Annotated in this window: 27 protein-coding genes and 1 pseudogene; 15 read left to right on the forward strand and 13 right to left on the reverse strand. The window is 62.8% G+C overall.

Annotation, left to right across the window (positions count from 1 at the left end):
• The 5 genes from EOA78_RS08710 to ccmA form a co-directional block, all read right to left on the reverse strand.
• A complete protein-coding gene (locus tag EOA78_RS08710; protein WP_127314789.1) occupies positions 1-579 on the reverse strand; it encodes a DsbE family thiol:disulfide interchange protein in 579 nt (192 codons plus the stop codon).
• The gene (ccmD, locus tag EOA78_RS08715; protein ID WP_029349414.1) at positions 576-743 is read right to left on the reverse strand and encodes a heme exporter protein CcmD; all 168 of its coding nucleotides are present in this window, start codon (positions 741-743) and stop codon (positions 576-578) included. The genes EOA78_RS08710 and ccmD overlap by 4 nt, the downstream gene beginning before the upstream one ends.
• 106 nt (positions 744-849) lie before the next feature.
• A complete protein-coding gene (locus tag EOA78_RS08720; RefSeq protein WP_127314790.1) occupies positions 850-1,227 on the reverse strand; it encodes an Imm50 family immunity protein in 378 nt (125 codons plus the stop codon).
• Complete coding sequence (ccmB, locus tag EOA78_RS08725) at positions 1,227-1,892, reverse strand: heme exporter protein CcmB (RefSeq protein WP_127314791.1); 666 nt, start codon at positions 1,890-1,892, stop codon at positions 1,227-1,229. Before ccmB ends, EOA78_RS08720 begins: the two co-directional genes overlap by 1 nt.
• A 52-nt stretch (positions 1,893-1,944) precedes the next feature.
• The gene (gene ccmA / locus EOA78_RS08730; protein ID WP_127314792.1) at positions 1,945-2,553 is read right to left on the reverse strand and encodes a heme ABC exporter ATP-binding protein CcmA; all 609 of its coding nucleotides are present in this window, start codon (positions 2,551-2,553) and stop codon (positions 1,945-1,947) included.
• A 284-nt stretch (positions 2,554-2,837) separates the two neighbouring features.
• On the opposite strand from ccmA, the gene acnA reads away from it, so the two are divergent.
• A complete protein-coding gene (gene acnA, locus EOA78_RS08735) occupies positions 2,838-5,528 on the forward strand; it encodes an aconitate hydratase AcnA (protein ID WP_127314793.1) in 2,691 nt (896 codons plus the stop codon).
• 38 nt (positions 5,529-5,566) lie between these two features.
• On the opposite strand, the gene EOA78_RS08740 is transcribed toward acnA, so the two are convergent.
• A complete protein-coding gene (locus EOA78_RS08740; RefSeq protein WP_127314794.1) occupies positions 5,567-6,241 on the reverse strand; it encodes a ceramidase domain-containing protein in 675 nt (224 codons plus the stop codon).
• A 178-nt stretch (positions 6,242-6,419) separates the two neighbouring features.
• Between EOA78_RS08740 and EOA78_RS08745 the strand changes: the two genes are divergently transcribed.
• Positions 6,420-7,238 carry a thioredoxin family protein gene (locus tag EOA78_RS08745; protein WP_127314795.1) on the forward strand — a complete coding sequence of 273 codons (819 nt, stop codon included), beginning with the start codon at positions 6,420-6,422 and terminating at the stop codon, positions 7,236-7,238.
• A gap of 489 nt (positions 7,239-7,727) precedes the next feature.
• Complete coding sequence (locus EOA78_RS08750) at positions 7,728-8,114, forward strand: DUF2794 domain-containing protein (RefSeq protein WP_127314796.1); 387 nt, start codon at positions 7,728-7,730, stop codon at positions 8,112-8,114.
• A 4-nt stretch (positions 8,115-8,118) separates the two neighbouring features.
• Here the strand turns inward: EOA78_RS08750 and EOA78_RS08755 are convergent, their stop codons facing one another.
• The 4 genes from EOA78_RS08755 to EOA78_RS08770 all read right to left on the reverse strand — a co-directional run bounded on the left by EOA78_RS08755 (position 8,119) and on the right by EOA78_RS08770 (position 13,077).
• Positions 8,119-8,688 (reverse strand): GNAT family N-acetyltransferase, encoded by a 570-nt coding sequence (locus EOA78_RS08755; RefSeq protein WP_127314797.1) that lies wholly within the window; start codon positions 8,686-8,688, stop codon positions 8,119-8,121.
• A 109-nt stretch (positions 8,689-8,797) separates the two neighbouring features.
• Positions 8,798-9,577: a Bax inhibitor-1/YccA family protein gene (locus EOA78_RS08760; RefSeq protein WP_127314798.1), complete on the reverse strand. Its 780-nt coding sequence runs from the start codon at positions 9,575-9,577 to the stop codon at positions 8,798-8,800.
• Between the two features lie 240 nt (positions 9,578-9,817).
• Positions 9,818-12,367, reverse strand: coding sequence for an ABC transporter permease (locus EOA78_RS08765; RefSeq protein ID WP_127314799.1), 2,550 nt, complete (start codon positions 12,365-12,367; stop codon positions 9,818-9,820).
• The gene (locus EOA78_RS08770; RefSeq protein ID WP_127314800.1) at positions 12,367-13,077 is read right to left on the reverse strand and encodes an ABC transporter ATP-binding protein; all 711 of its coding nucleotides are present in this window, start codon (positions 13,075-13,077) and stop codon (positions 12,367-12,369) included. The genes EOA78_RS08765 and EOA78_RS08770 overlap by 1 nt, the downstream gene beginning before the upstream one ends.
• An 84-nt stretch (positions 13,078-13,161) precedes the next feature.
• Between EOA78_RS08770 and EOA78_RS08775 the strand changes: the two genes are divergently transcribed.
• Both EOA78_RS08775 and thpR read left to right on the forward strand, forming a co-directional pair.
• Positions 13,162-13,806, forward strand: coding sequence for an arylesterase (locus EOA78_RS08775; protein WP_127314801.1), 645 nt, complete (start codon positions 13,162-13,164; stop codon positions 13,804-13,806).
• A gap of 132 nt (positions 13,807-13,938) precedes the next feature.
• Positions 13,939-14,535, forward strand: a complete 597-nt coding sequence (gene thpR, locus EOA78_RS08780) for an RNA 2',3'-cyclic phosphodiesterase (RefSeq protein WP_127314802.1) — start codon at positions 13,939-13,941, stop codon at positions 14,533-14,535.
• Here thpR and EOA78_RS08785 read toward each other — a convergent pair.
• Entirely contained in the window at positions 14,439-14,957 is a 519-nt protein-coding gene (locus EOA78_RS08785) for a low molecular weight protein-tyrosine-phosphatase (protein WP_127314803.1), read from the reverse strand. The genes thpR and EOA78_RS08785 overlap by 97 nt on opposite strands.
• Positions 14,958-15,009: 52 nt before the next feature.
• Between EOA78_RS08785 and EOA78_RS08790 the strand changes: the two genes are divergently transcribed.
• The 5 genes from EOA78_RS08790 (at position 15,010) to EOA78_RS08810 (ending at position 18,470) form a co-directional block, all read left to right on the forward strand.
• On the forward strand, positions 15,010-15,306 hold the full coding sequence (locus EOA78_RS08790) for a 4a-hydroxytetrahydrobiopterin dehydratase (protein ID WP_127314804.1): 297 nt from the start codon (positions 15,010-15,012) through the stop codon (positions 15,304-15,306).
• Between the two features lie 153 nt (positions 15,307-15,459).
• Complete coding sequence (locus EOA78_RS08795; RefSeq protein WP_127314805.1) at positions 15,460-15,822, forward strand: YkvA family protein; 363 nt, start codon at positions 15,460-15,462, stop codon at positions 15,820-15,822.
• A gap of 235 nt (positions 15,823-16,057) precedes the next feature.
• Positions 16,058-16,561 carry an invasion associated locus B family protein gene (locus tag EOA78_RS08800; RefSeq protein ID WP_127314806.1) on the forward strand — a complete coding sequence of 168 codons (504 nt, stop codon included), beginning with the start codon at positions 16,058-16,060 and terminating at the stop codon, positions 16,559-16,561.
• Between the two features lie 197 nt (positions 16,562-16,758).
• Positions 16,759-17,994, forward strand: a complete 1,236-nt coding sequence (rlmN, locus tag EOA78_RS08805; RefSeq protein ID WP_127314807.1) for a 23S rRNA (adenine(2503)-C(2))-methyltransferase RlmN — start codon at positions 16,759-16,761, stop codon at positions 17,992-17,994.
• On the forward strand, positions 17,991-18,470 hold the full coding sequence (locus tag EOA78_RS08810) for a hypothetical protein (RefSeq protein WP_127314808.1): 480 nt from the start codon (positions 17,991-17,993) through the stop codon (positions 18,468-18,470). Before rlmN ends, EOA78_RS08810 begins: the two co-directional genes overlap by 4 nt.
• Here EOA78_RS08810 and EOA78_RS08815 read toward each other — a convergent pair.
• Entirely contained in the window at positions 18,442-19,083 is a 642-nt protein-coding gene (locus EOA78_RS08815; RefSeq protein WP_127314809.1) for a LysE family translocator, read from the reverse strand. The two genes, EOA78_RS08810 and EOA78_RS08815, sit on opposite strands and share 29 nt — an antisense overlap.
• A 191-nt stretch (positions 19,084-19,274) precedes the next feature.
• Here EOA78_RS08815 and EOA78_RS08820 point away from each other — a divergent pair, with 191 nt between their 5' ends.
• The 5 genes and pseudogenes from EOA78_RS08820 (at position 19,275) to EOA78_RS08840 (ending at position 23,489) form a co-directional block, all read left to right on the forward strand.
• On the forward strand, positions 19,275-20,498 hold the full coding sequence (locus tag EOA78_RS08820; RefSeq protein WP_127314855.1) for an argininosuccinate synthase: 1,224 nt from the start codon (positions 19,275-19,277) through the stop codon (positions 20,496-20,498).
• Between the two features lie 259 nt (positions 20,499-20,757).
• Positions 20,758-21,044, forward strand: a pseudogene (locus tag EOA78_RS08825) (GIY-YIG nuclease family protein).
• Between the two features lie 310 nt (positions 21,045-21,354).
• Positions 21,355-21,738, forward strand: a complete 384-nt coding sequence (locus EOA78_RS08830; RefSeq protein WP_127314810.1) for a RidA family protein — start codon at positions 21,355-21,357, stop codon at positions 21,736-21,738.
• A 266-nt stretch (positions 21,739-22,004) separates the two neighbouring features.
• Positions 22,005-23,108: a 3-isopropylmalate dehydrogenase gene (gene leuB / locus EOA78_RS08835; protein ID WP_127314811.1), complete on the forward strand. Its 1,104-nt coding sequence runs from the start codon at positions 22,005-22,007 to the stop codon at positions 23,106-23,108.
• A 96-nt stretch (positions 23,109-23,204) separates the two neighbouring features.
• On the forward strand, positions 23,205-23,489 hold the full coding sequence (locus tag EOA78_RS08840; protein ID WP_164783679.1) for a hypothetical protein: 285 nt from the start codon (positions 23,205-23,207) through the stop codon (positions 23,487-23,489).
• On the opposite strand, the gene EOA78_RS08845 is transcribed toward EOA78_RS08840, so the two are convergent.
• A complete protein-coding gene (locus EOA78_RS08845; RefSeq protein ID WP_127314813.1) occupies positions 23,486-24,178 on the reverse strand; it encodes a DUF805 domain-containing protein in 693 nt (230 codons plus the stop codon). The genes EOA78_RS08840 and EOA78_RS08845 overlap by 4 nt on opposite strands.
• Positions 24,179-24,271 lie beyond the last annotated feature (93 nt).

The following is a 24,271-nucleotide window of genomic DNA, read 5'->3' on the forward strand; positions in this document are numbered from 1 at the left end:
TCAGCCCGGAGCGGCCAGCGCCTTCTCGATCTCGGGCAAAAGCAGCGTCTGTGCCGAGCCTGGCGTCAGCGGGCCGACATGTTTGTAGGCAATCTTGCCGTCCTTGCCGACGACGAAGGTTTCCGGCACGCCGTAGACGCCCCAGTCGATTGCCGCGCGCCCCGCCGCGTCGACGCCGATCGCCTGGAACGGGTTGCCGAGATTGCCGAGGAACCGGCGGGCGTTTTCCGGCTGGTCTTTGTAGTTGAGGGCGGCGATGACGAAGCGCTTGTCTTGCGACAGCGCCAGCAGCACCGGATGCTCGTCGCGGCACGGCCCGCACCACGACGCGAAGACGTTGACCAGCGTAACCTTGCCGGCGAACTGCTTGGAGTCGAGCCCGGGCAAATTCATGCCCTCCAGCGCCGGCAGGTTGGTCGGCGGCGCGGGCAGGCCGATCAGCGCCGATGGCACTTCCGAAGTGTCGCGGCCGGACAGCAGCTGCGTCAGGAACAGTCCCGCCAGCCCGAGGAAAATCAGCAGCGGCAAAAGCACGATCAGGCGCCGCGCGCGCGCCGGCGTTTCCGTTTGCATGCTCATGATTTCCCCGCCTTGTCGGAGCGCCGCCGCACGCCGGACGCTTCCAACTCGGCGAGGTCCCTCTTGCGTGCACGCTGGTCGAACAGGATCCAGCCGATCAGCCCGGCCAGAACCACGGCCGTGATGGCATAGGCAGCGGTCACATAAAGGGCGTGTACGCTCATTTCTCGATCCAGGCTTCTTGCAGCGAAGTTCATAGCTGCACTGGCTGTTCGTCGCAATGAACGCCGTCTGCGGCGGATTTGCGGTCACTCGGAATCGGAAGTTCATCTACTGCGACTGCAGCAGACCGGATATTTTGACGATGCGCATGAACTGGCATGTGAGGGACAGCCTCACAGCTCCTTCGCAGGTGAGCAGAATTTTGCCTGCGTCGTCCCACATTCTGACTGCGCTCCTGTCATGACTCTGGAACTTGCGAACGCTGATCGACTCGACACCTTCGAACGCGAGTTCAAAATACACCGCGTTGAATGGTCCCCATTTGACGGGAGGCCGGTAGGGGAGACGGGTGGATATAAAATGCAGGTGCAGGCCAGGCCCGTCGCGACTGATTTCGGCCTTGGTGATCTCGACAGAAGACAGGTCCGGATAGTGGCCGTAGATGGTCTGGAGAAAGATCGGATTTTCTATGCGTAGCGGCCACATCAGTCCGCCGCATGACGCAGCGCCAACGCTGCCGCAACCGGCCCCAGCACGGCAAGAAACAAGGTCAGCGCGGCGAGGATGAGGAAAGGCTGCAGGAACGGATCGGGGTTCGCCACCGCGCCATAGCTTGCCGACACGCCAAAGATCAGCACGGGAATGGTCAGCGGCAGCACCAGCACCGAGATCAGCAGCCCGCCGCGCGGCAGCGCCACCGCCACCGCCGCACCGGCAGCGCCGATGAAGGTGATCGCCGGCGTGCCGACCAGAAGGGTCAGCGCCGTGGCGCCGATGCTGATCGGCTCCATATTCATGAACAGGCCGAGCAAGGGTGCCGCGATGACCAGCGGCAGCACGCTTCCCGCCCAATGCGCCAGGCATTTCGTCAGAACGGTCAGCGCCAGCATCTGCCGGTCGTTGCCGAGCACCAGCAGATCGAGCGAGCCGTCTTCCCGGTCGGCCTGGAACAATCGGTCGAGACCGAGCAGGCAAGCGAGCAAGGCGCCGATCCACAGGATCGCCGGGCCGATGCGGGCAAGCAGATTGAGGTCCGGCCCGACGCCGAAGGGGATCGTGGCGATCACCGCGAGAAAGAAGATCACGCCGGTCAGCGCCCCGCCGCCGGCCCGGATATTCAGGCGGATATCGCGCAGGAAGAGGGCTAGCATGGTGTGAGACGCCCTTGCCCAGGACAGAGGGGGGCGCGAAGGAATGCCGACATTACCCAGTTTCCCCCATCACCAGCGCTTGTGCCCCGTCGAGCCCCAATGGCAAATGCGTTGCCGCAATGACTATCCCGCCTTCTCCGCAATGCTGCGTCATCAATCGGGCGAATCGCTCTTCCGAAGCCTTGTCCAGCCCGGCCGTCGGCTCGTCGAGCAGCCACAGCGGTCGCCGACTGACCAGCAGCTTTGCGATCGCCGCGCGGCGGCGTTGCCCGGTGGAGAGATAGCCGAACGGCAGATGGCCGATACCATCAAGCCCGACCATTTCCAGCGCCGCTTCAGCGCTCAAAAAATCCGCGCCCGAAAAATCGCCCCAGAAGCGCAGATTTTCCGCCACGCTCAGCGCCGTCTTCATCGCGTTCTGGTGGCCGAGATAGTGGCAAGCCGAGGCGACCGACGGAAAATCCTCGCCGCCGCCTTCGAAAAGCAAACCGCCTGCCGCCACCGGCAGCAGCCCGGCGACGACCCTGAGCAGCGTCGATTTCCCGGCGCCGTTCGGCCCGGTGACGATCAGCGCCTGGCCTTTCTCAAGGGCAAAGCCGATGCCGGAAAAGACCGCCTCGCCGCCGCGTTCTCCGCCCAGATTTTCGGCGATCAGCCGCATTCATTCCCCTTCGCCGAAAGTCCTAGCGCGGCTTCGGTGCGCCGCAACAAAAATGGCGATTCCGTGTCTAGAACTATTCCAGGAAATTCTCTATATGCGGGTCATCCGTGCCAGCGGTCGGCACGGGAACAGAATTAGCGCCGAACCAGCGCACGCGCCGCCTTGAACGGCTCGGGTTGGCTGGGAACGGACAGCGGAAATGGCCGTACCCGCACCTTTGCGCGTGATTGCATGCCATCGGCGTCCGTTCCCTTTCAGGCTGAACAGACAAGGACGGACCGCACGTGTCAAAATCCCTCGATAGTTTCAATTGCCGCCGCACGCTGACCGCTGGCGGCGCCGAGTATGTCTATTACGACCTCATAGAGGCCGAGAAGAACGGCCTCACCGGTATCGCCCAGTTGCCCTATTCGATGAAGGTGCTGCTGGAGAACCTGCTGCGCAACGAAGACGGCCGCTCCGTCACCAAGGAGAGCATCCAGGCGGTCGCCGGCTGGCTGACCGACAGGGGAACCGCGGGCGTCGAGATTGCCTATCGCCCGGCCCGTGTGCTGATGCAGGATTTTACCGGCGTTCCGGCCGTGGTCGACCTGGCCGCCATGCGCGATGCCATGGCCTCGCTCGGCGGCAACCCGCAAAAGATCAATCCGCTGGTGCCGGTCGACCTGGTCATCGACCACTCGGTCATCGTCGATGAATTCGGCACGCCGCTGGCTTTCGCCCGCAATGTCGAGCTTGAGTACGAGCGCAACGAGGAGCGCTACAAATTCCTCAAATGGGGCCAGCAGGCCTTCCGCAATTTCCGCGTCGTGCCGCCCGGCACCGGCATCTGCCACCAGGTCAATCTCGAATATCTCGGCCAGGTCGTGTGGACCAACACTGAAGGCGGCGAAACCACCGCCTACCCCGATACCTGCGTCGGCACCGATTCGCACACCACCATGATCAACGGCCTTGGCGTGCTCGGCTGGGGCGTCGGCGGCATCGAGGCCGAGGCCGCCATGCTCGGCCAGCCCGTCTCCATGCTGTTGCCCGAAGTCATCGGCTTCCGCCTTACCGGCAGACTGAGGGAAGGCGTCACCGCCACCGACCTCGTGCTCACCGTCACTCAGATGCTGCGCAAGAAGGGCGTCGTCGGCAAATTCGTCGAGTTCTTCGGTCCGGGTCTGTCCAACATGACGCTGGCCGACCGCGCTACTATCGGCAACATGGCGCCCGAATATGGCGCCACCTGCGGCTTCTTCCCGGTTGATGGCGAAACCATCCGCTACCTCACCATGTCCGGCCGCGAGGAAAACCGCATTGCGCTGGTCGAGGCATACGCCAAGGCGCAAGGCATGTGGCGCGATACCGGCTCGGCCGACCCGGTCTTCACCGACCTGCTCGAGCTTGATCTCGGCAGTGTCGTGCCGTCGATGGCCGGCCCCAAGCGTCCGGAAGGCCGCGTAGCACTGGAAGACATTCCGACCGGCTTCGCCAAGGCGATGGAAACCGAATACAGGAAGGCCGCCGAAATCGACAAGCGCTATGCCGTCGAGGGCACGGACTACGACCTTGGCCATGGCGACGTCGTCATTGCCGCCATCACCTCCTGCACCAACACCTCGAACCCGAGCGTGCTGATCGGCGCCGGGCTTTTGGCGCGCAACGCCAACCGGCTCGGGCTTAAGCAGAAGCCGTGGGTCAAGACATCGCTGGCGCCGGGCAGCCAGGTCGTCGCCGAATATCTGGAGAAATCCGGCCTGCAGAAGGAACTCGACCAGATCGGCTTCAACCTGGTCGGCTTCGGCTGCACCACCTGCATCGGCAATTCCGGCCCGTTGCCGGCGCCGATCTCCAAGACCATCAACGATAAAGGTTTGATTGCTGCCGCGGTGCTTTCCGGCAACCGCAATTTCGAGGGCCGCGTCTCGCCCGACGTGCAGGCGAACTACCTCGCTTCGCCGCCGCTGGTCGTCGCCCACGCGCTGGCCGGGACCGTGACCAAGGATCTGACCACGGAGCCGCTCGGCGAGGACCGTGACGGCAACCCGGTCTACCTCCGGGACATCTGGCCGAGCTCGGTCGAGATCCAGGAATTCATCGAGAAGAATGTGACGCGCGAACTGTTCGCCCGCAAATATGCCGACGTCTTCAAGGGCGACGAATACTGGCAGAACGTCAAGGCGCCGGAAGGCCAAACCTACGCATGGGACGACCATTCGACCTATGTGCAGAACCCGCCTTATTTTGCCGGGATGACATCAGGCTTCGGGTCAATCGGCGACATCAAGGGCGCCCGGGTGCTCGGCCTGTTCGGCGACAAGATCACCACCGACCATATCTCGCCGGCCGGCTCGATCAAGGCGGCCTCGCCGGCCGGCAAATACTTAACCGACCATGGCGTCGGCGTTGCCGACTTCAACCAGTACGGCACACGGCGCGGCAATCACGAGGTGATGATGCGCGGCACCTTCGCCAACATCCGCATCCGCAACCACATGCTGGGCGAGAACGGCCGCGAGGGCGGCTACACCATCCACTATCCGTCGAAGGAAGAGAAATCGATCTACGACGCCGCCATGGAGTACAAGAAGGAAGGCGTGCCGCTGGTCATCTTCGCCGGTGTCGAATACGGCAACGGCTCGTCGCGCGACTGGGCTGCCAAGGGCACCAACCTCCTGGGCGTTCGCGCCGTCATCGCTCAGTCGTTTGAGCGCATCCACCGCTCGAACCTGGTTGGCATGGGCGTCATCCCCTTCGTCTTCGAGGAGGGCACCTCATGGGCGTCGCTCAACCTCAAGGGCGACGAACTGGTCGAGATCGACGGACTGAGTGCCATCAAGCCGCGCCAGAAGATGGTCGCGAAGATCACCTATGGCGACGGCAGGGTGAAGAACATTCCGATCATCTGCCGCATCGATACACTGGACGAGCTCGACTACTTCAAGAACGGCGGCATCCTGCAATATGTGCTGCGCGATCTGGCTGCTTAAGCAGCAAGGGAATAGGGCTTGGGCAGTAGGGAATAGGACTACTGCCTACTGCCTACTGTCTTCCCAAACCGCGCCGCCGCCGCCAGCAGCACACCGAGCATCAGCCCGTTGAGGATGTGCCACAGGAAATGCGTCCCGAGCGGGAAGCTGCCGCAGACCAGCGGATCGATCATCCTGAAGATGACCGACACGACGAAGATCGCCGAGCCTGCCAGATTGTACCAGCCGGCGCGGTTGCCGCTCGCCGCCACTAAGACGCCGAAGAAGGCGAGCGCCAGGAAGGGCGGCAGATAGCCGGTCGTGCCGTTCGATGCCTGGCGCAGCCAGTCCGGCACGGCCCAGGTCAATAACCCGGTGACGGCATAGAAGGCGACGAAGATGGCGATCGCCTTGCCCCATTTCATGCCGAGGAAACGGCGCAGGTTGAACAGCGTGTAGGCCAGCGTGAACCCGGCGATCGGCAGCACGTCGGCCCAGACCGTGCCATGGTTGGCAAAGGTGTGGAACAGCGCCGAGCCGACGCCGATCGCCACCACCCACCAGGCCAGCACTTCGGCGAAGATGCCGGTGCCACGCCGGCGCACCTCTCGGACACCCCACAGCCCGGCGACGAGAAAAGCCAGATTGGTCAGTGCGTTGACCGGCTCGGCCCAGAGCTCCGGCCCGACCCGCTCGCAGTACAGGTCGACCGGCGTCAGGAGAGTTTGCCACATGCTGATTGTTGCCCGAATCTGTATCTACCCAGAAGTGTAGCCCGTCGTATTGCGCCCTTGCAGTTGGTTACAACGGTAAAGTTTCACCGCAACGTGACTTCCCGTTGACTGCCGCTTCTGCCACATATTTCGCCAATCAGAATAAAGCAGGCCATCACCGGCGGGAGTCGAAACGGCTATGACACCTCGAAGACCATTGCGGCTTGCGGCGTTTGCGCTGGCCCTCTCGGTGTTTGCCGGCGCTGGACTAGCCGGTAATGCGCTTGCCGGCGAGGCCGGCAAGCCCCAGGCTGACAAAGCCTCGACTGACCAACCCTTGGGCGTGGTCGAGCTCTTCACCAGCCAAGGCTGCAATTCCTGCCTGCCGGCCGATGAATTCTTCGCCGAGCTTGCCACCAAGGAGAACATCGTCGCACTCGCCTATCATGTCGACTACTGGGATTATCTCGGTTGGAAGGACACGCTGAGCCGCAAGGAGAACACCGAGCGGCAATATGAGTATATGCGTGCCTTCGGCAGCCGCTCGGTCTACACGCCGCAGGCCGTCATCAATGGCCGCAGCCATGTCAGCGGCGCCAGCCGCAAGGAAGTCGACGGCGCGCTCGCCCGCATGGAGAGATCAGGCGAAGGCATGCGGGTCAGCATCAAGGTCAGCCGGACCAGCGACCGCGTCACGATCGACGCCGGCGATGCCGGGACCGGCCCCAGCGATGCCCATGTCGTCATCGTCTATTTCGACCCGCCGCAGTCGATCAAGATCGGCAAGGGCGAAAACACCGGCCGCAGCATGACCTACTGGAACGCCGTCTCCGGCATCCAGACCGCCGGGATGTGGCACGGCAAGGCGCAGCGCTACGAATTGCCGATGAGTGTGATCTCCAAGAAAGGCGGCTGCGCCGTGCTGCTGCAATCGGTGGGCAAGGACGGCTTGCCGGGCCCCATTCTGGGCGCCGCCTTAATCCACAAGCCTTTACCGGCTGCGCATTCTCGCCCATAGCATTTTGCAGCCAAACGTCTTCGTTTGGCGTCCGACAAAATGCGTTAAATAGTAGAGAGAGCGCGGTTTTGGTTCCCCCAAAACGCAATGCGCTATCCACTTCCATCCAGGCATAAAAAACCGGCGTCAGCTTGCTTCTGACGCCGGTCATTTAGGTTTTGGGATCGTCGCACCCGATTTTTCTCAGGGAAAAACCGAGGTTGGTTCGATCCGACGCAGACCCGTGGGCGGGGGGCTTGGGGTTTACGAGCCAGTGCCGGACCGAACCGTCTCAGGCAACACCCGTAAATTCGTCGGACATTGGGGCATGAGCGCGGATAAAAGATGGCAGGATTGTGGCGAAGCATCACCAATTCCAACGGGCGTTTTACAAACGTGACTGGACACTGCGGAAACGGTGCGCCGCCGCCATTGTCCGGCTGGGCTTGCAATTCCACGGCGAAAGCGCCAACTTTGGTTGGCGTAAGATTCATTCGAAGGGATCGAGGCATGACTGATCACGGCAGTGGGACGGAGGATGGGGACGCATCCGCAATACTGATCCCGCTGCATGAGGCAAGACGCGAACGCCTCGACCAGCCCGTGCGGTTCGATCGGCGCGAACTGGACCAGATCCTGAGGCTTTACGGGCGCATGGTCGCTGCCAATGAATGGCGCGACTACGCCATCGACCATCTCACCGACCGCGCCGTCTTTTCCGTGTTCCGTCGCACCAGCGAGGTGCCGCTGTTCCAGATCGTCAAGGATCCGAAGCTGGCGCGCCGGCAAGGCGCATTCGCCGTCATTGCCGCCGGCGGACGCATCCTCAAGCGCGGCCAGGAACTTGGCCGCGTGCTTGGCGTCTTCGACCGCACGCTGAAGGTGGTCGAGGCCTAACTACTTATTGCTGCTGGCGGAATCTCCGTTCCGGCAACGAGTTGGGATCGGGCGGAACCAGAGCTCCGTCATTGATCGGCAGTTGCATGAACACAGTGTCGAGCCAGCGTCCGTGCTTGTAGCCGGAGCCTTCCAGGCGGCCCGAATGGCGAAAGCCGAGCTTTTCATGCAGCCGCACCGAGGCACTGTCCGGCCGACCGTCGCCGATCACCGCGATGATCTGGCGGAAGCCCGCTGCAGCGGCCGCCTCGATCAGCCCTTGCATCAGCTTGAATCCGATGCCATGGCCCTTGGCCTCCGGCGCGACATAGACGGAATCCTCGACGACAAAGCGGTACGCAGGGCGCGCCCGGAAGGCACCGGCATAGGCATAGCCGAGCACAATGCCGTCTTTTTCCGCCACCAGATATGGAAAGCCGCCCGCTATCAAACTGTCGAAGCGTTGGCCCATCTCGGCGCGATCAGGCGGCTCCAGTTCGTAGCTCGCCGTGCCATGGGTCACCGCATCGGCATAGATATCCGTGATCCGATCGAGATCGGCCGAAGTCGCGGCCCGTATCGTGATGCTGCTCATAATTTATGCAAGTCGTTGATCTGCCTTCCATCAGAGCAAAGGCCGGCACAAAAGGAAAGGGCGGCGTTGAGCCGCCCTTTCCAAAATCGCTGGTCCAGCAGATCGCCTGTTAGCGACGGTCGCCCATGAACTGCAGCAGGAACATGAACAGGTTGATGAAGTCGAGATAGAGCCTCAGAGCGCCCATGATCGCCTTACGGCCGGCGACATCAGTCTCGTCGCCCTCGAAATACATCTCCTTAATGTTCTGCGTGTCGTAGGCGGTGAGGCCTGCGAAGATCAGCACGCCGATCGCCGACACGGCGAAGGAAAGCGCCGACGACTGCAGGAAGATGTTGATCACCATCGCGATGATCAGACCGACCAGGCCCATGACAAGGAACGAACCGAACGCAGAAAGGTCGCGCTTGGTCGTGTAGCCGTAGAGCGACAGCCCGCCGAAGGCGGCCGCAGTGGCGAAGAAGGTCTGCGAAATACTGGCGGTGGTGTAGACCAAGAAGATCGACGACAGCGACAGGCCGACCAGGCCGGCATAGACCCAGAACGTCGTCTGCGCGGCAGAAACGCTCATCGACTGGACGCGGAACGACAGGAACAGCACGGCGGCGAGCGGGGCAAAGATCACCAGCCATTTCAGCGGCGAGCCGAAGATCGCGTAGCCGAAGGAGGTCAGCATGTCGCCGTTCGGCAGCGTGGCGACCGCCGAAGCCGGATCGGTGGTGGTGGCCAGCATGATCGTTCCGACCGCGGCGAGGCCGGTGATGAGGAGGCCAAGCCCCATCAGATTGTAGACTTTGATCATATAGGCGCGCAGGCCCTGGTCGATAGCAGCATCGACGCCGGCGCCGGGCACGGCACGCGTCTGATAATTGCGAACGGGTTCAGCCATTGAAATCCTCATATTGCTTCTGCCCCGTCCGGTGTCCGGTCCATTTTGACCGCGGCGCCGCTGGCGGGGCTCCAGCATGCCTGTGGCGAAATATGATGGTTATTGGCGTCAAGAACAAGACCGTAACCGAATGTAATGCTTCGTGAAGACGCGAAAATCTGCATTTATCGGCCTTCCGAAGCCAACATTAACAAGATTTAACCGAATCCTGGTCGCGTTGAGCCTGTATATGCTTGCAGATCAGAGATTGCGCAGCACCGGCGCCGCCTTGTGGCCCAGCACCCGCCAGGTGCCGGCGAGGCCGATCCCGACCGTGACCACCAGCGCAAAGACGATGGTCGCCACCGCCACATCAGGCATGAAATGCGACGGCAGCGTCATGACGCGCGCGACAACGAACCACGCCGCAATCCCGCCTGCCGCCAGCGCGAAAATCGCGGTGGCGAGGCCGATCAGCATATATTCCAGCGAAAAGGCCGCGATCAGCGTCTTCCTGGTGGCGCCCAGCGTCTTCAGCACCACCGCATCGTGGATGCGGGCGCGGTTGCCGGCGGCCAGCGCCCCGGCCAGAACCAGCACCGAGGCGATCAGCGCCACGCCGGCCGCGGCCCTGATCGCGGTGCCGAGTTGCGCCACCAGCCGGTTGACGATGTCGAGCGCGTCCTTGACCCTGACTGTCGTCACTGCGGGAAAAGCACGGGTGACCGCGTTGAGAAGACGGGCATCGTCGGCCGGCGACGCGCCCTTTTCGGTCAGCGTCGCCAGCCAGCTATGCGGCGCGCCGGCAAATGTGCTGGGCGAGAACACCATGACGAAGTTGATGCCCATCGTCTCCCACTCGACCTGGCGGAAATTGGCGATCTTCGCCGTCACGTTGCGGCCAAGCACGTTGACGGTGATGGTGTCGCCGAGTTTCAGCCCGATCTCTTTGCCTTCCTCGGCCGAAAACGATACCAGCGGCTCGCCGGCATAATTGTCCGGCCACCATGTGCCTTCGGTCAGCGTCGCATTCGCGGGAATGCTGGCCTCGTAGGTCAGCCCGCGATCGCCGCGCAGCACCCAGGCTCCTTCCGCCGGAACTTTGACCTTGTCGACGTCGACGCCGTTCAGCGCCATCACCCGGCCGCGCAACATCGGCACCTTGACCAGCGTGCCTTGCGGTGCCTCCTTGCCGACCAGCGCCGAGAACGCATCGACATCGCTGCTCTGGATGTCGACGAAGAAGAAGTTCGGCGCCCGTTCCGGCAGGCTGCCGGAAATCTGCCGCCTGAGATTGCCGTCGATCAGCGCCAGCGTCACCAGAAGCGTCAGCCCCAGTCCCAGCGACAGCACCACCGATGGCGTCAAGGCACCCGGCCGATGGATGTTGCCGATGGCGAGCCTGAGCACCGTCGAGCCAACGCGGGGGCTCTTTTTGGCGGCCCACTGCACCAGCGCGCCGACGATGCGCAGCACCAGGAAAGCAAAAATGGTGGCGCCGACGAAGATCGAGGCGATATAGCGGTCGCCGGAAAACAGAATGGCCAGCGCCGCCAGGAGCATCGCGATGCCGAGCGACGCCGCCGTGTAGAGCGGGCGCGGAAAACCGCGGCCCTCAAAACCCATTTCGCGAAACAGCGCCGTCGCCGGCACGTCGCGCGCACGGCCGAGCGGCAGCAAGGCAAAAGTCAGCGTCACCAGCAGCCCGAACAGCGCCGCCATGCCGAGCGCGCCGGGATAGAACCCACCTTCCGCCGGCACCGGAATGATCGACTGGAGCGCCGCACTCGCCGCGAACGGCATCAGCGCGCCAAGCACGACGCCGAGCGTGATGCCAAGGGCGGCGATCATCAGGATCTGCACGAGGTAGACGGCAAAGACGAAACCGCCCGATGCCCCCAGGCTCTTGAAGGTGGCTATGACCCCGCGCTTGCCGTCGAGATAGGCGCGCACCGCATTGGCCACGCCAACGCCGCCGACCACCAGCGCCGTCAGCCCGACCAGCGTCAGGAACTGCGAGAACCGTTCGATGTTGGAAGACAACGCCGGTGCCGCGTTGCTGCGCGTGCGGATCGACCAGCCGGCCTCGGGAAAATCCTCCCCGGCCTGATCCTGGATCGCCTTGATACGCGCTTCGCTGGCGCCGCTGGGCAGGCGGATCTTATAGGCATTTTCGACCAGGCTGCCGGGCTGGATCAGCCCGGAAGCGGCAAGCCCTTGCGTCGAGACCATCAGCCGCGGCGCAAAGCCGAACCCGTCGGACACCGCGTCCGGCTCGTTGACGAGCCTGGCGCGCAGTTCGAAGGTGGCGCTGCCCAGCTTCAGCCGGTCGCCGATTTCAAGGTTCAGCCGATCGAACAAAAGATCGGGTGCGGCGGCGCCGAAAACACCGGATTGTTCGCCGAACAATTCCTGCTTCGACAGCGCCGGCTCGGTTTCCAGCGCGCCATACAGCGGATAGGCGCCGTCGACGGCCTTGGCCTCGACCAGCGCCTGGTCGGAACCGTCCTCGAGCCGCGCCATCGAGCGCATGTTGGCGCTGTGCGAGACCGTGCCCAGCCCGTTAAGAAAGACATGCTCGGCTTGCGTCGCGGCGCGCTGATTGAGCTGAAAACGAAGATCGCCGCCGAGCAGCGACTGGCCTTCGTTGGCGACACCGGCGGTAATCGCCCGGGCCACCGAGTTGACGCCGCCGATCGCCGCGACACCGAGCGCAATGCAGGCAAGGAAGATCAGGAAGCCGGACAGCCCGCCGCGCATCTCGCGCAGCGAGAAGCGGAAGGCGAGCTTCAGCGTGCGCGACAGCGGCATCAGGCCGGCACCTTACCGGGCTTTAGAGCTGGTTCTGGCGCGTCCTCGATCCGGCCCGACCGCATCGATACCTGCCGGGAGCAGCGTGCGGCGAGCGCCGGATCATGAGTGACCAGCACCAGCGTCATGCCGCGCTCGGCCGCCTTGGCGAACAGAAGATCGGCGACCTGCCGCCCCGTTGTCTGGTCAAGATTGCCGGTCGGCTCGTCGGCGATCAGAATGCGCGGCGAAGGCGCCAGCGCCCGGGCAATCGCCACACGCTGCTGTTCGCCGCCGGACAATTCGCCGGGATAATGAGTGACGCGGTCGCTCAAGCCCACCGCCTCCAGCTCCCGCGCCGCCACCCCGAACGGATCGCTATGGCCGGCCAGTTCCAGCGGAACTGCGACATTTTCGAGCGCCGTCATATTGGGGATGAGGTGGAAGGACTGGAATACGATGCCAATATTTCGCCCCCGAAACGATGCGATCTGATCTTCACTCTTGCCGTTCAGCAATTCTCCCGCAATTCGTACCGTACCCGAATCGACCTTTTCCAAGCCGGCAAGGACCATCAGCAGCGTCGACTTTCCCGAGCCAGAAGGGCCGACGATGCCGGTCGCCTCTCCGGCAGCCACATCGAGGCTGACACCTTTCAGCACATGGACGGAAGACGCTCCTTCGCCGAGCGTCAGCGATACGTTTTTCAGCGCGATGACGGCTTCTGTCAAAATAAAATCGTCCTATATGGGATAGGGCAGGCTGGAATTCTGCCTGCCGCCAATAAATGTCCTTCGTCATATGGGGCCTGCCGCATGGCTTTCAAACACACACTTGCCGCAGCCTTGATCCTTTTCCTTGGAATTTCCGGCGCCATTTCGTCGGCGCGCGCCGAGCCCCTGAAGATCGTCGGTTTCGGGGACAGCCTGATGGCGGGCTTTGGCCTCGGGCCGGACGAAGGCTTCACCCAGAAACTTGAGGCAGCACTTCGCGCCAAGGGCCACGATGTGACCGTCACCAATGCCGGTGTCTCCGGCGATACGTCGAGTGGCGGCCTGTCGCGGCTCGACTGGTCGGTGCCGGACGGCACGCAGCTGGTCATCCTCGAACTCGGTGCCAACGACATGCTGCGCGGCGTTTCTCCCGCCATCACGCAAAAGAATCTGGACGCCATGCTGGCGAAGCTGAAGCAGCGCAAGATCGCCGTGCTGCTGGCCGGCATGCGCGCCGCACCCAATCTAGGCGCCGACTACCAGAACGGCTTTGACGCGATCTTTCCGGAACTGGCGGCAAAATACGGCGTCCCGCTCTATCCGTTCTTCCTCGACGGCGTCGCCGGCGACGCCACTTTTCAGCTCGAGGACGGCCTGCACCCGAATGCCAAGGGCATCGACCGCATGGTCGAGCGCATACTGCCGGATGTCGAAAAAGCCATTGCCGTAGTTAAGGGCAACTCTTGAAGGACTGAATTTCGATGAGGCTTCGCATTCCCCTGCGATTTAGGCCAGGTGCGATCAACAAACCGCTTGCCCCGCTTGATTTTCGATGATTCGCTAGGGACAAGAGTTCGATTCGAGGACAGGAGGCTTGCCATGCCGCGTCTTTTCACCGCCCTCGAAATACCGCGTGACGCCGCCCTTTCGCTGTCCCTGCTCCGGGGCGGCCTGCCCGGGGCCCGCTGGATCGACGTCGAGAACTACCATTTGACGCTGCGCTTCATCGGCGATGTCGAGGGCCATGTCGCCGACGAGATCGCCAACGCGCTCGACCGAGTCCACCGCCCATCCTTCCCGCTGACGCTGTCCGGCGTCGGCGCCTTCGGCCAGAAGAAACCGCATGCGGTATGGGCCGGCGTTTCCGCCTCGCCCGATCTTTCGGCACTGCAAGCCGAAATCGAGCGCATCTGCCAGCGCCTCGGCATCCCCGCCGATCCGCGCAAGTTCATGCCGCATGTGACCTTGGCGCGCTTACGCAATTCGAGCCCGCTCGACGTCGCCCAGTATCTTTCGGCACGCGGCAATTTTTCGACGCTGCCCTTCCGTGTCGGCCGCTTCGTCCTGATGTCGTCGCGCGATTCGGTCGGCGGCGGACCCTATATCGTCGAGGAGGCCTGGCCGCTGTCGGGCGCCGACAGCCGTGCCTCAAGCCGGGTCGCCAGCGCCTCCGACGCTTCGCGGATCATGCGGTAGACCGAGGCAAACGCCTCCGGCCCCTCGTGATAGGGGTCCGGCACGTCGCTCACCCTTCCCTCCGCGAACTCCAGGAACAGATGGACCCGGTCGCGCATGGCGGCAGGCACCAGTGCTTTCAAATCCAGGAGATTCGATCGGTCCATGGCGAGAATCAGGTCGAAACGCGAGAAATCGTCCGGCGTCAGCTTGCGCGCCCGCTGTCTGGAAATATCGATGCCGTGCCGCTCTGCGATCGACATCGAGCGCGGGTCGGGTGCCGAGCCGGCTTCCCAGTCGCTGGTTCCGGCCGAATCAAGCAGGATATCCCGATCGAGACCGCGCTCCGCCAGGACGGCGCGCAACACGCCCTCCGCCAACGGTGAGCGGCAGATATTGCCGAGACAGACGAAGAGAATGGATTTTATCGGCTTTGCGCTCATCGATCCGGCACTATGCTGAAGACTGCGAATCCAGATAGCACGGGAAACGACCATGACGAGAGAGAAACTGGGCAAGGAGGCGGTCGCCGAGGCGCTGGCCGGGCTCGACGGCTGGTCGCTGGCCAAGGACGGCGGTTCGATCGCGCGCAGCTTCACCTTCAGGAATTTTTCCGAAGCTTTCGCCTTCATGACCCGCGTCGCCCTGGCGGCGGAGAAGATGGACCATCACCCCGACTGGTCGAACGTCTACAAGACCGTGAACGTGACGCTGAACACCCATGATGCCGGCGGCCTGACCGCGCTCGATTTCGAACTGGCCAAGAAGATGGACGGCTATTTCGACGGCTGAGCCAATGCACCAAAGCCTGCCCCGTGGCTCGACCCGAGTTGCGCAGCTCACGACATGCATGAAAGACAGCATCTTGCAGCCCGGTTCTGGTTTCACCACATTTCCATTCGCGGTCGCGCGTGGAGCCACCCGATGGCCGGCAAGGAGAGAGTGATGGCGCAAAAATCCGGTTTTGATTTCTTCGGCTTTGGCGGCAAGGCGGGCGATGCCAGCGAAGTGCGCGAGAAATTCTGGCGCACGGCCAAGAGGGCTGCCCGGCAGATCCCGTTCATGGAAGAGCTGGTCGCCGCCTACTACTGCGCCATGGACAAGAACACGCCGCTCCGCGCCAAGGGCATCCTGGTGGCGGCGCTCGGGTATTTCGTGATGCCGGCTGACGTCATCCCCGACTTCGTCTTCGGATTGGGCTTTACCGACGACGTCGCGGTGCTGACCGCCGCGATCACCACCGTCAAAGCCCATATCACACCCGCGCATCGGCTCGCCGCCAAGCAGGCGATTGCCGACAACAGCTGAGCCGGCGATAAGGCAGAAAAGTCAAACTCTTGCCGCTTTCGTGGCATCCAAGTCGCGAAAGGGACGTTGCAACTGCCGCTTTTGGAGCGACGGGCGCAAGGATGGCGGCGGTTTCCTGGGTGGATCTCCTTTTCCTGAAGGGAAGTTCACCGTTTGGTAACCCAGATTAAATCAAAATGAAGCGACGGGCAGGACGCCGAGCCGGCCTGCTTCCGCACCATATATGGGAAAAGCGATGCGCGGATTGATTGCTACAATTTCGAGCTTGGTCGTGGTGGCCATGACAGCGCCGGCTCTGGCGCAGTCGGCGACCAAGATCGGCCAGCACAATGCCTGGGGCACTTACAGCTATCAGGCGTCGGGCGGCAAGGTTTGCTACGTGTTGACCGTGCCGACCGACAAGCAGCCGCCGACGCTTGACCATGGCGACATGTTCTTCTTCGTCAGCCAGCGGCCGGGACAACAGGTGTCCTATGAACCGCAATTCATCGCCGGCTACAATTTCCAGGAAAACTCCAAGGCCACCGTCACCATCGACGGCAAGAGCTTTTCGATGTTCACCCGCGGCAAGTCGGCCTGGGTCGAGAACGCCGCCGAGGAGCCGGTGCTCATCGCCGCGATGAAGTCCGGCAGCGACATGAGGGTGCAGGCGAAATCCGGCCGCGGCAACACCACCACCTATGTCTTTTCGCTGAAAGGCATTTCGGCGGCGCTGTCGTCCATCGCCAAGTGCAAATAGCCATAGGCGAAGCGGAGGTTGAGTAAGGGCCGGGCCGCAAGCCCGGCTTTTGCCTTTGAAGCGCCGTCGGCGGCCACATCGCGGCGGGCCTTGCGCCGCCGCCACCCATGACTCGGCCATCAACCTGTGCTATGCGCCGCGCTTCATTTCCAGCACGATGCTGTAATCGGCCGTAAATCGCTTATATTGGCGCAACCATGACCTTTTCGCTCGATCTTACCACTGAGGGCCCCCGTGACGCGTTGCGCGCCCGCGCCACGCCGGCCGAAAAACCGTCGCTGATCGGCCTGACCCGGGCCGAGCTTGGCGCAGCACTCGTTGCATCAGGCATCGTGCCGGAGCGCCAGGCCAAAATGCGCGCCCAACAGCTCTGGCACTGGATGTATGTGCGCGGCGTCTCCGACTTTGCCGGCATGTTCAACATCTCCAAGGATTTGCGCGCCGAGCTCGACAAGCATTTCACCGTCGCCAGGCCCGAGATCGTCGAGGAGCAGATTTCCTCCGACGGCACGCGCAAATGGCTGTTTCGCTTTCCGCCGCGCGGCGCCGGCCGGCCCGTCGAAATCGAGACCGTCTACATTCCCGAAGAAGGCCGCGGCACGCTCTGCATCTCCTCGCAGGTCGGCTGCACGCTGACCTGCTCCTTCTGCCACACCGGCACGCAGAAGCTGGTGCGCAACCTGACATCAGAGGAAATTCTCGCCCAGCTTTTGACCGCCCGCGACCGGCTCGGCGATTTCCCCGACCGCGACACGCCGGACGGCGCCATCGTGCCGGCCGAGGGTCGGAAAGTGTCCAACGTCGTCATGATGGGCATGGGCGAGCCGCTCTACAATTTCGAGGCGGTGAAGAAGGCGCTGCTGATCGCGTCCGACGGCGACGGGCTTTCCCTGTCGAAAAGACGCATTACGCTGTCGACCTCCGGCGTCGTGCCGGAAATCTTCCGCACCGGCGAGGAGATCGGCGTCATGCTGGCGATCTCGCTGCACGCCACCAACGACGATCTGCGCGACCTTTTGGTGCCGATCAACAAAAAATATCCGTTGAAAGAGCTGATCGCCGCCTGCCGCGCCTATCCCGGCCTGTCGAACGCCCGCCGCATCACTTTCGAATATGTGATGCTGAAGGACGTCAACGATTCGATCGAGGACGCCAAGGGGCTGATCAGGCTGCTCAAGGGCATTCCGGCCAAGATCAATCTGATCCCGTTCAACCCGTGGCCAGGCACCAACTACCAGTGCTCGGACTGGGAGACGATCGAGAAATTCGCCGACTACATCAACAATGCCGGCTATGCTTCGCCGATCCGCACGCCGCGCGGCCGCGACATCCTCGCCGCTTGCGGCCAGCTCAAGTCGGAGTCCGAGCGCATGCGCAAGGTCGACCGGCTGGCGCTGGAAGCGATGATGATCGCGGGGCACGGCGAGGCATGAACCGCCTTGTCGCCTATCTCATTCGCTTCGCCGTCATCCTGATCGGCTATGTCGTCGCCGCGCTGGCGGCCAGCGCCTTCCTCAACATCATGTTTCTGGCGTCGCTGGGGCTGATGACGGACGAGACGCAACCGGCGGCGCAGGCCTCGCTATGGGTTTCCGTCCCCTTCGTCGCGCTGTTCGTCGCCTATTTCGCCTTCATGCCGGCGGCCATCGCCATCCTCGTCTCCGAAATCTTCGGCCGGCGCGACTGGCTGTTCTATGCGCTGGCGGGTGCTGCGGTCGCCGCGGTTTTCCTCGGCTTCGTCCACCAGACGGCCGACGCCAATTTCGAGGTCACCAGCACCAGCGTCATGCTGGCGGTGATTGGCTGCGGCATTGTCGGCGGCATTTTCTACTGGCTGAGCGCCGGGCGCTCGGCCGGAAGCTGGCGCGAAATCGGAAATCCTATTTCGCCTGGGCCGTCAGGATCTTGAGCGCGAAGGCCGAAAACACCCCGGCGAACAGATAGTCGACGGCGCGCGTCACCCGCGGGCTGGCCTTCATCGCCGTCGAAAACTTCTCCGCTGCAAAAACCATTGGCGCCGTCACCGGGATCGACAGCACGATAAACATCGCGCCGAGGAAGAACAGCTTTCCGGGCGCGTTCGGATCATGGGCGGAGACGAATTGCGGCAGGAAAGTCATGAAGAACAGGATGATCTTCGGGTTGAGCAGATTGACGCCGAGCCCTGCCGCCCAGGTGCGGAACAGAGAAATCTCAGGCCCGCTCTTCTTCTCCGGCGAAAAGGCCGACCCCCTGGTGATTGCCTGCCAGGCCAGGAAGACGAGATAGCCGGCGCCGAAAATCTTGAGCGCAAGAAAGGCCCCCGGCGAGGCGACGATCAGCGCCGAGACGCCGACCACCACCAGCGTCGTGTGGATCAGCGTACCACACAGCGCGCCGGCCATCGAGGCAAAGCCGGCGGCGCGGCCCTGGCTCAGCGTGCGCGACACGAACAGCGTCATATCAGGCCCCGGAGTGATCGCCAGGATCACGGTGGCGATGGCGAACTGGATCAGCGTCGTGGTGTCGGGAATGAAGGACATGGGCGGGCCTTTGGAGGCGTAAGACGGCGAAGCCTATAGCGCAGGCAGCGTGCCTGCGCCAGCGATTGGACCGCGCAATAGCTGATCCAGCGTGCCTGTCGCACCCTTCGTCCCTTGCACTAGCCGGAATTGGCGTGATACCTCGCCCGCCGAGAACCCTTTTCGCGGAACCGCCAACAATGTCCCCCAGCATGTCAAAAGCAAAAGCCGTCAAGAAGGTCGTGCTCGCCTATTCCGGCGGCCTCGACACTTCCATCATCCTGAAATGGCTGCAGACCGAGCTCGGCGCCGAGGTCGTCACCTTCACCGCCGATCTCGGCCAGGGCGGCGAGCTGGAGCCGGCGCGGCGCAAGGCCGAGATGATGGGCATCAAGGACATCCGTATCATGGATGTCCGCGAGGAGTTCGTTTCCGACTTCGTGTTCCCGATGTTCCGCGCCAATGCCGTCTATGAAGGCACCTATTTGCTCGGCACCTCGATCGCGCGGCCGCTGATCTCCAAGCACCTCGTCGAGATCGCCAAAGAAACCGGCGCCGATGCGATCGCCCACGGCGCCACCGGCAAGGGCAACGACCAGGTCCGCTTCGAGCTTTCGGCCTATGCGCTCAACCCCGACATCAAGGTCATCGCGCCATGGCGCGATTGGTCGTTCAAGTCGCGCACCGACCTGATCAACTTCGCCGAGCAGCACCAGATCCCGGTGCCGAAGGACAAGAGGGGCGACGCGCCGTTTTCGGTCGACGCCAATCTTCTGCATTCGTCTTCCGAGGGCAAAGTGCTGGAAGATCCGTGGAGCGAGCCGCCGGAATTCGTCCATCAGCGCACCATCTCGCCGATGGACGCGCCGGACAAGGTCACCGAGATCGAAATCGAATTCCTGAAGGGCGATCCGATCGCGCTCGATGGCACGAAGCTGTCACCGGCGACGATGCTGGCGGCGCTCAACGATCTCGGCCGCGACAACGGCATCGGCCGGCTCGACCTTGTCGAGAACCGTTTCGTCGGCATGAAATCGCGCGGCGTCTACGAGACCCCTGGCGGCACCATCCTGATATCAGCCCACCGGGCGATCGAATCGATCACCCTGGACCGTGGCGCCGCCCACCTCAAGGACGAGTTCATGCCGCGCTATGCCGAGCTGATCTACAACGGCTTCTGGTTCGCGCCCGAGCGCCTGATGCTGCAGGCGATGATCGACAAGAGCCAGGAGGATGTCGAAGGCACGGTGCGGCTGAAGCTCTACAAGGGCAACGTCATCGTCACCGGCCGCAAGTCGAAGAAGACGCTCTATTCCGACGCGCTGGTCACCTTCGAGGACGACCGCGGCGCCTACGACCAGAAGGACGCCGAAGGCTTCATCCGCCTCAATGCGCTGAGGCTGCGGACGCTTGCCGCGCGTAATCGAAAAAGCTAGCCAGTTTCTCTGCGCAGAGGGATTCGGCTCTTTGGCTGAGCCTGGAAAGAACTGTGGACCGCTGCCGATCGGCTTCCGGCCGCAAGTCTCCAACGCTCGCGATTAGCGTTAGGCCCACCACGTGTTCGTCATCCCAGGGCGGAGCAAGGAGCGAAGCGACGCGGCGCAGACCCTGGGATCCATGCCGTTACCTCAGCCGAAGAATGCAGCGGCTCAGAATGGCGCTTGTATCCGCCACTGCGCCAGCTACCCTTCAATGATGACCGGCTATGCCTACATGACCGCGAGCCAGAAGCGTGGCACGATCTATATCGGCGTCACCAACGATCTCGGCCGCCGCATGCCGGAGCACAAATCCGGCCAAGGCTCGCGCTTCACCAGCCGCTACGGCGTGCAGCGTCTGGTCTGGTAGAAGAACATTTCGGCATTCGTGACGCCATCCAGCGCGAGAAGTCGCTGAAGCGCTGGCCGCGCCAGTGGAAGATCGAACTGATCGAGAAGACCAATCCAGAGTGGTTCGAGCTTTTTCGCGGAACGGGGTGGTAGCGTTCGGTTCTGGTCCGCAGGAGCACTGCCGCGAGGTAACGGCATGGATCCCAGGGTCTGCGCCGCGTCGCTTCGCTCCTTGCTCCGCCCTGGGATGACGAACGGAGGGGTGTTCGGCTAATCTCGAAAATTTGCGATTTGCCACTGAAATTGGCCGCCGAAAAACTATCGACGTTCGCTGCCGGTCGGCTTCCAACTGCGTCGGCCCGATGCCTATCAGGGTTTTTGCACTGTCGATCCGCCCCGTCTGGCCCATGGCCGGAAGGCTCTTCTTCAGCTCAACATTGCCTAACGATTATGCGAGGGAATCATGCGAAAACTGATCTCCACCGGCTCGCCCTTCGAAAAGATCGCCGGTTATTCGCGCGCCGTGGTCCAGGGCGACTGGTGTTTCGTTTCCGGAACGACCGGCTACGACTATGTGACCATGTCGATGCCGGAGACGGTCGAGGCGCAGACGCGCAATTGCCTGGCGACGATCGCCAAGGCGCTGCAGGACGGCGGCTTCGAGATGGCCGATGTGGTGCGGGCGCATTACTACGTCACCGACGCGGCTTTCGTCGACATCGTCTTTCCGATCCTCGGCGATGCCTTTGGCGACATCAGGCCGGCGGCAACGATGATCGTCTGCCAGCTCAACAAGCCGGAAATGAAGATCGAGATCGAAGTGACGGCGCTCAAGCGCAAGGCCTGAGCGCGGCGGCGGTGCAGAAGCTTGCGCGACGTCGGCAGGAAAGCGCCCCCCCGGCAGGACTGATGGGAGCACGAGGATCGCCAAGATGCTCTGAACCAAACGCTTGCGCATAGCCCGCTTGGCGTTTAGCAAGGCCGCGGCTCACGACAGCGCCGCGCGTCCTTTTGGACGCGCAAAGGACGCTGTAGAATTTTGGTTCTGCGCATGATCCTTTCCGAAATCGATTCCGATTTCGGGGTCATGCGCCACAGTTTAGGACGGTTCTGATGGCTTCGAAAAATCTTCTCCTGCTCGCCGGCGACGGCATCGGCCCCGAGGCCATGGCCGAGGTGAAGAAGCTGATCGCCGCCATGAACGTCAAGCTCGGCAGCGGTTTCGTCACCGATGAGGGGCTGGTCGGCGGCTGCGCCTATGACGCGCATGGCGCAGCGATTTCCGATGCCGACATGGCCAAGGCGATGGCCGCCGACGCGGTGCTGTTCGGCGCCGTCGGCGGGCCGAAATGGGATGCGGTGCCGTATGAAGTGCGCCCGGAAGCCGGGTTGCTGCGGCTGCGCAAGGAAATGGAGCTGTTCGCCAATCTCAGACCGGCCATCTGCTATCCGGCGCTGGCGGCGTCCTCCTCGCTCAAGCAGGAAGTGGTCGAAGGGCTCGACATTCTGATCGTGCGCGAGCTCACAGGCGGCGTCTATTTCGGCGAGCCCAAGCAGATCATCGATCTCGGCAACGGCCAGAAGCGCGGCATCGACACGCAGGTCTACGACACGTTCGAGATCGAGCGCATTTCGGGCGTTGCCTTCGAGCTGGCGCGGACACGCAAGAACCACGTTACTTCGATGGAAAAGCGCAATGTGATGAAATCAGGCGTTCTGTGGAACGAGGTCGTCACCCAGACCCACAAGGCCAGATATGCCGACGTCAAGCTCGACCACATGCTGGCCGATGCCGGCGGCATGCAGCTGGTGCGCTGGCCCAAGCAGTTCGACGTCATCGTCACCGACAATCTGTTCGGCGACATGCTGTCCGACATCGCCGCCATGCTGACCGGCTCGATCGGCATGCTGCCTTCGGCGTCGCTCGGCGCGCCGGATGCCAAGACGAAAAAGCGCAAGGCGCTGTACGAACCGGTACACGGTTCGGCGCCCGACATCGCGGGCAAGGGCATCGCCAACCCGATCGCCATGATCGCCTCCTTCGCCATGTGCATGCGCTATTCCTTCGGCATGGTGGCTGAAGCCGATCGCCTGGAAAGCGCCATCGCCGCCGTGCTCGACGACGGCCTGCGCACCAGGGATATTCATTCGCCAGGGATGACCGAGGTCGGCACCACTGAGATGGGCGATGCGATCATCGCCAAGTTCCTGGGCTGACAGACATATGGGCGAGGTACGACGCGCCATCGAAAGGGATGTTCTTGGCGGGCACAAACGCCAAGCGGACTTTCGCGGCGCCAGCACCTCGCATCGTTGCTGCAGCTAGTTTGCGAACGACCTTCAGCCGAGAGAGGCAAACTCTATCTGATCGGCAGCATTTCTGAGCAGAGCGAGATGCTTCTCTCGATCTGGCTTTGGCCGGATGAGGTGGTTGACTGCGAAATTGCCTATGACGGATCGAAGTTTGAAATTGTTGCAACACGCGCAATCGCGGCCCACAAGAAAGCGCTTCGTGGTCGTGCTCTGAAAGACTTCCAGCTCGTCGAGCGAGTCGCCTTGAGCGAGCAGCCTTGGCAGACTAACTCAGGTCAGGACTAACTGGTCTTCACCCCCGCCGGCACCGGGCCCCACTGGTTTTCACGAGCCTGCGTCGGGATCAGCGCGAAGACCAGGATGATCAGCCAGCCGATAGTCGGGATGAACACCACCAGAAAAAGCCAGCCGGTCAAGCCGATATCGTGCAGGCGACGCACGTTCAGTCCGATCCATGGCGGGATTGTCGCCAGCACAAACGCGCCGCAAAGACCGACCGCCACTGCCGGCAATTCGTCAAGATGACCCATGGCATCGTCGAGGAAGAGGCCGATGCCGACGACCACAATCAGCGCGATCGTCCAGAACAGGCAAAAGCCCCAATATTCCTTGCGGCGGGCACGGCCGGCGAAGTTGAAGTAATTTTCAGTCAGGCCCCGCCAGAAATAATCCCACAATCCGGTAGCCGAGGCGGGACGCCTTTCAGCGGACCGGCCGAAATGTTGCGGCGCCCCGGGCGCATTGCCGGTTTGAGTCGGGGCGGCGGTTGCGGCAGGCGGACTGGCAGCCTGGGCACGGATCGAAAAAACGTCGCGTGCCCGTCCGCCAGCCGGCTGGAACTCGATGGCCGTGCCCCTGCCTATCGTCGCCTCTCGGCGCAGATCCTCGCGCGCGAACGTGTAGCGGTTGCCGTCGGCTCCGGCGATGAAACCAAAACCCTGGTCCTCGTCATAGTGAAGCACTTCGCCGCGCATGCCCTGCCCCTCGTCCCGCTGGCCAGACTGTTCAAAGTTGCGGCAGACCGCAAGGGGTGCGTGCGAAGACGCCGTGCATCGGCTATGAGCAGG

Source organism: Mesorhizobium sp. M5C.F.Cr.IN.023.01.1.1 (assembly GCF_003997585.1).
GTDB classification, from domain to species: Bacteria; Pseudomonadota; Alphaproteobacteria; order Rhizobiales; family Rhizobiaceae; genus Mesorhizobium; species Mesorhizobium wenxiniae.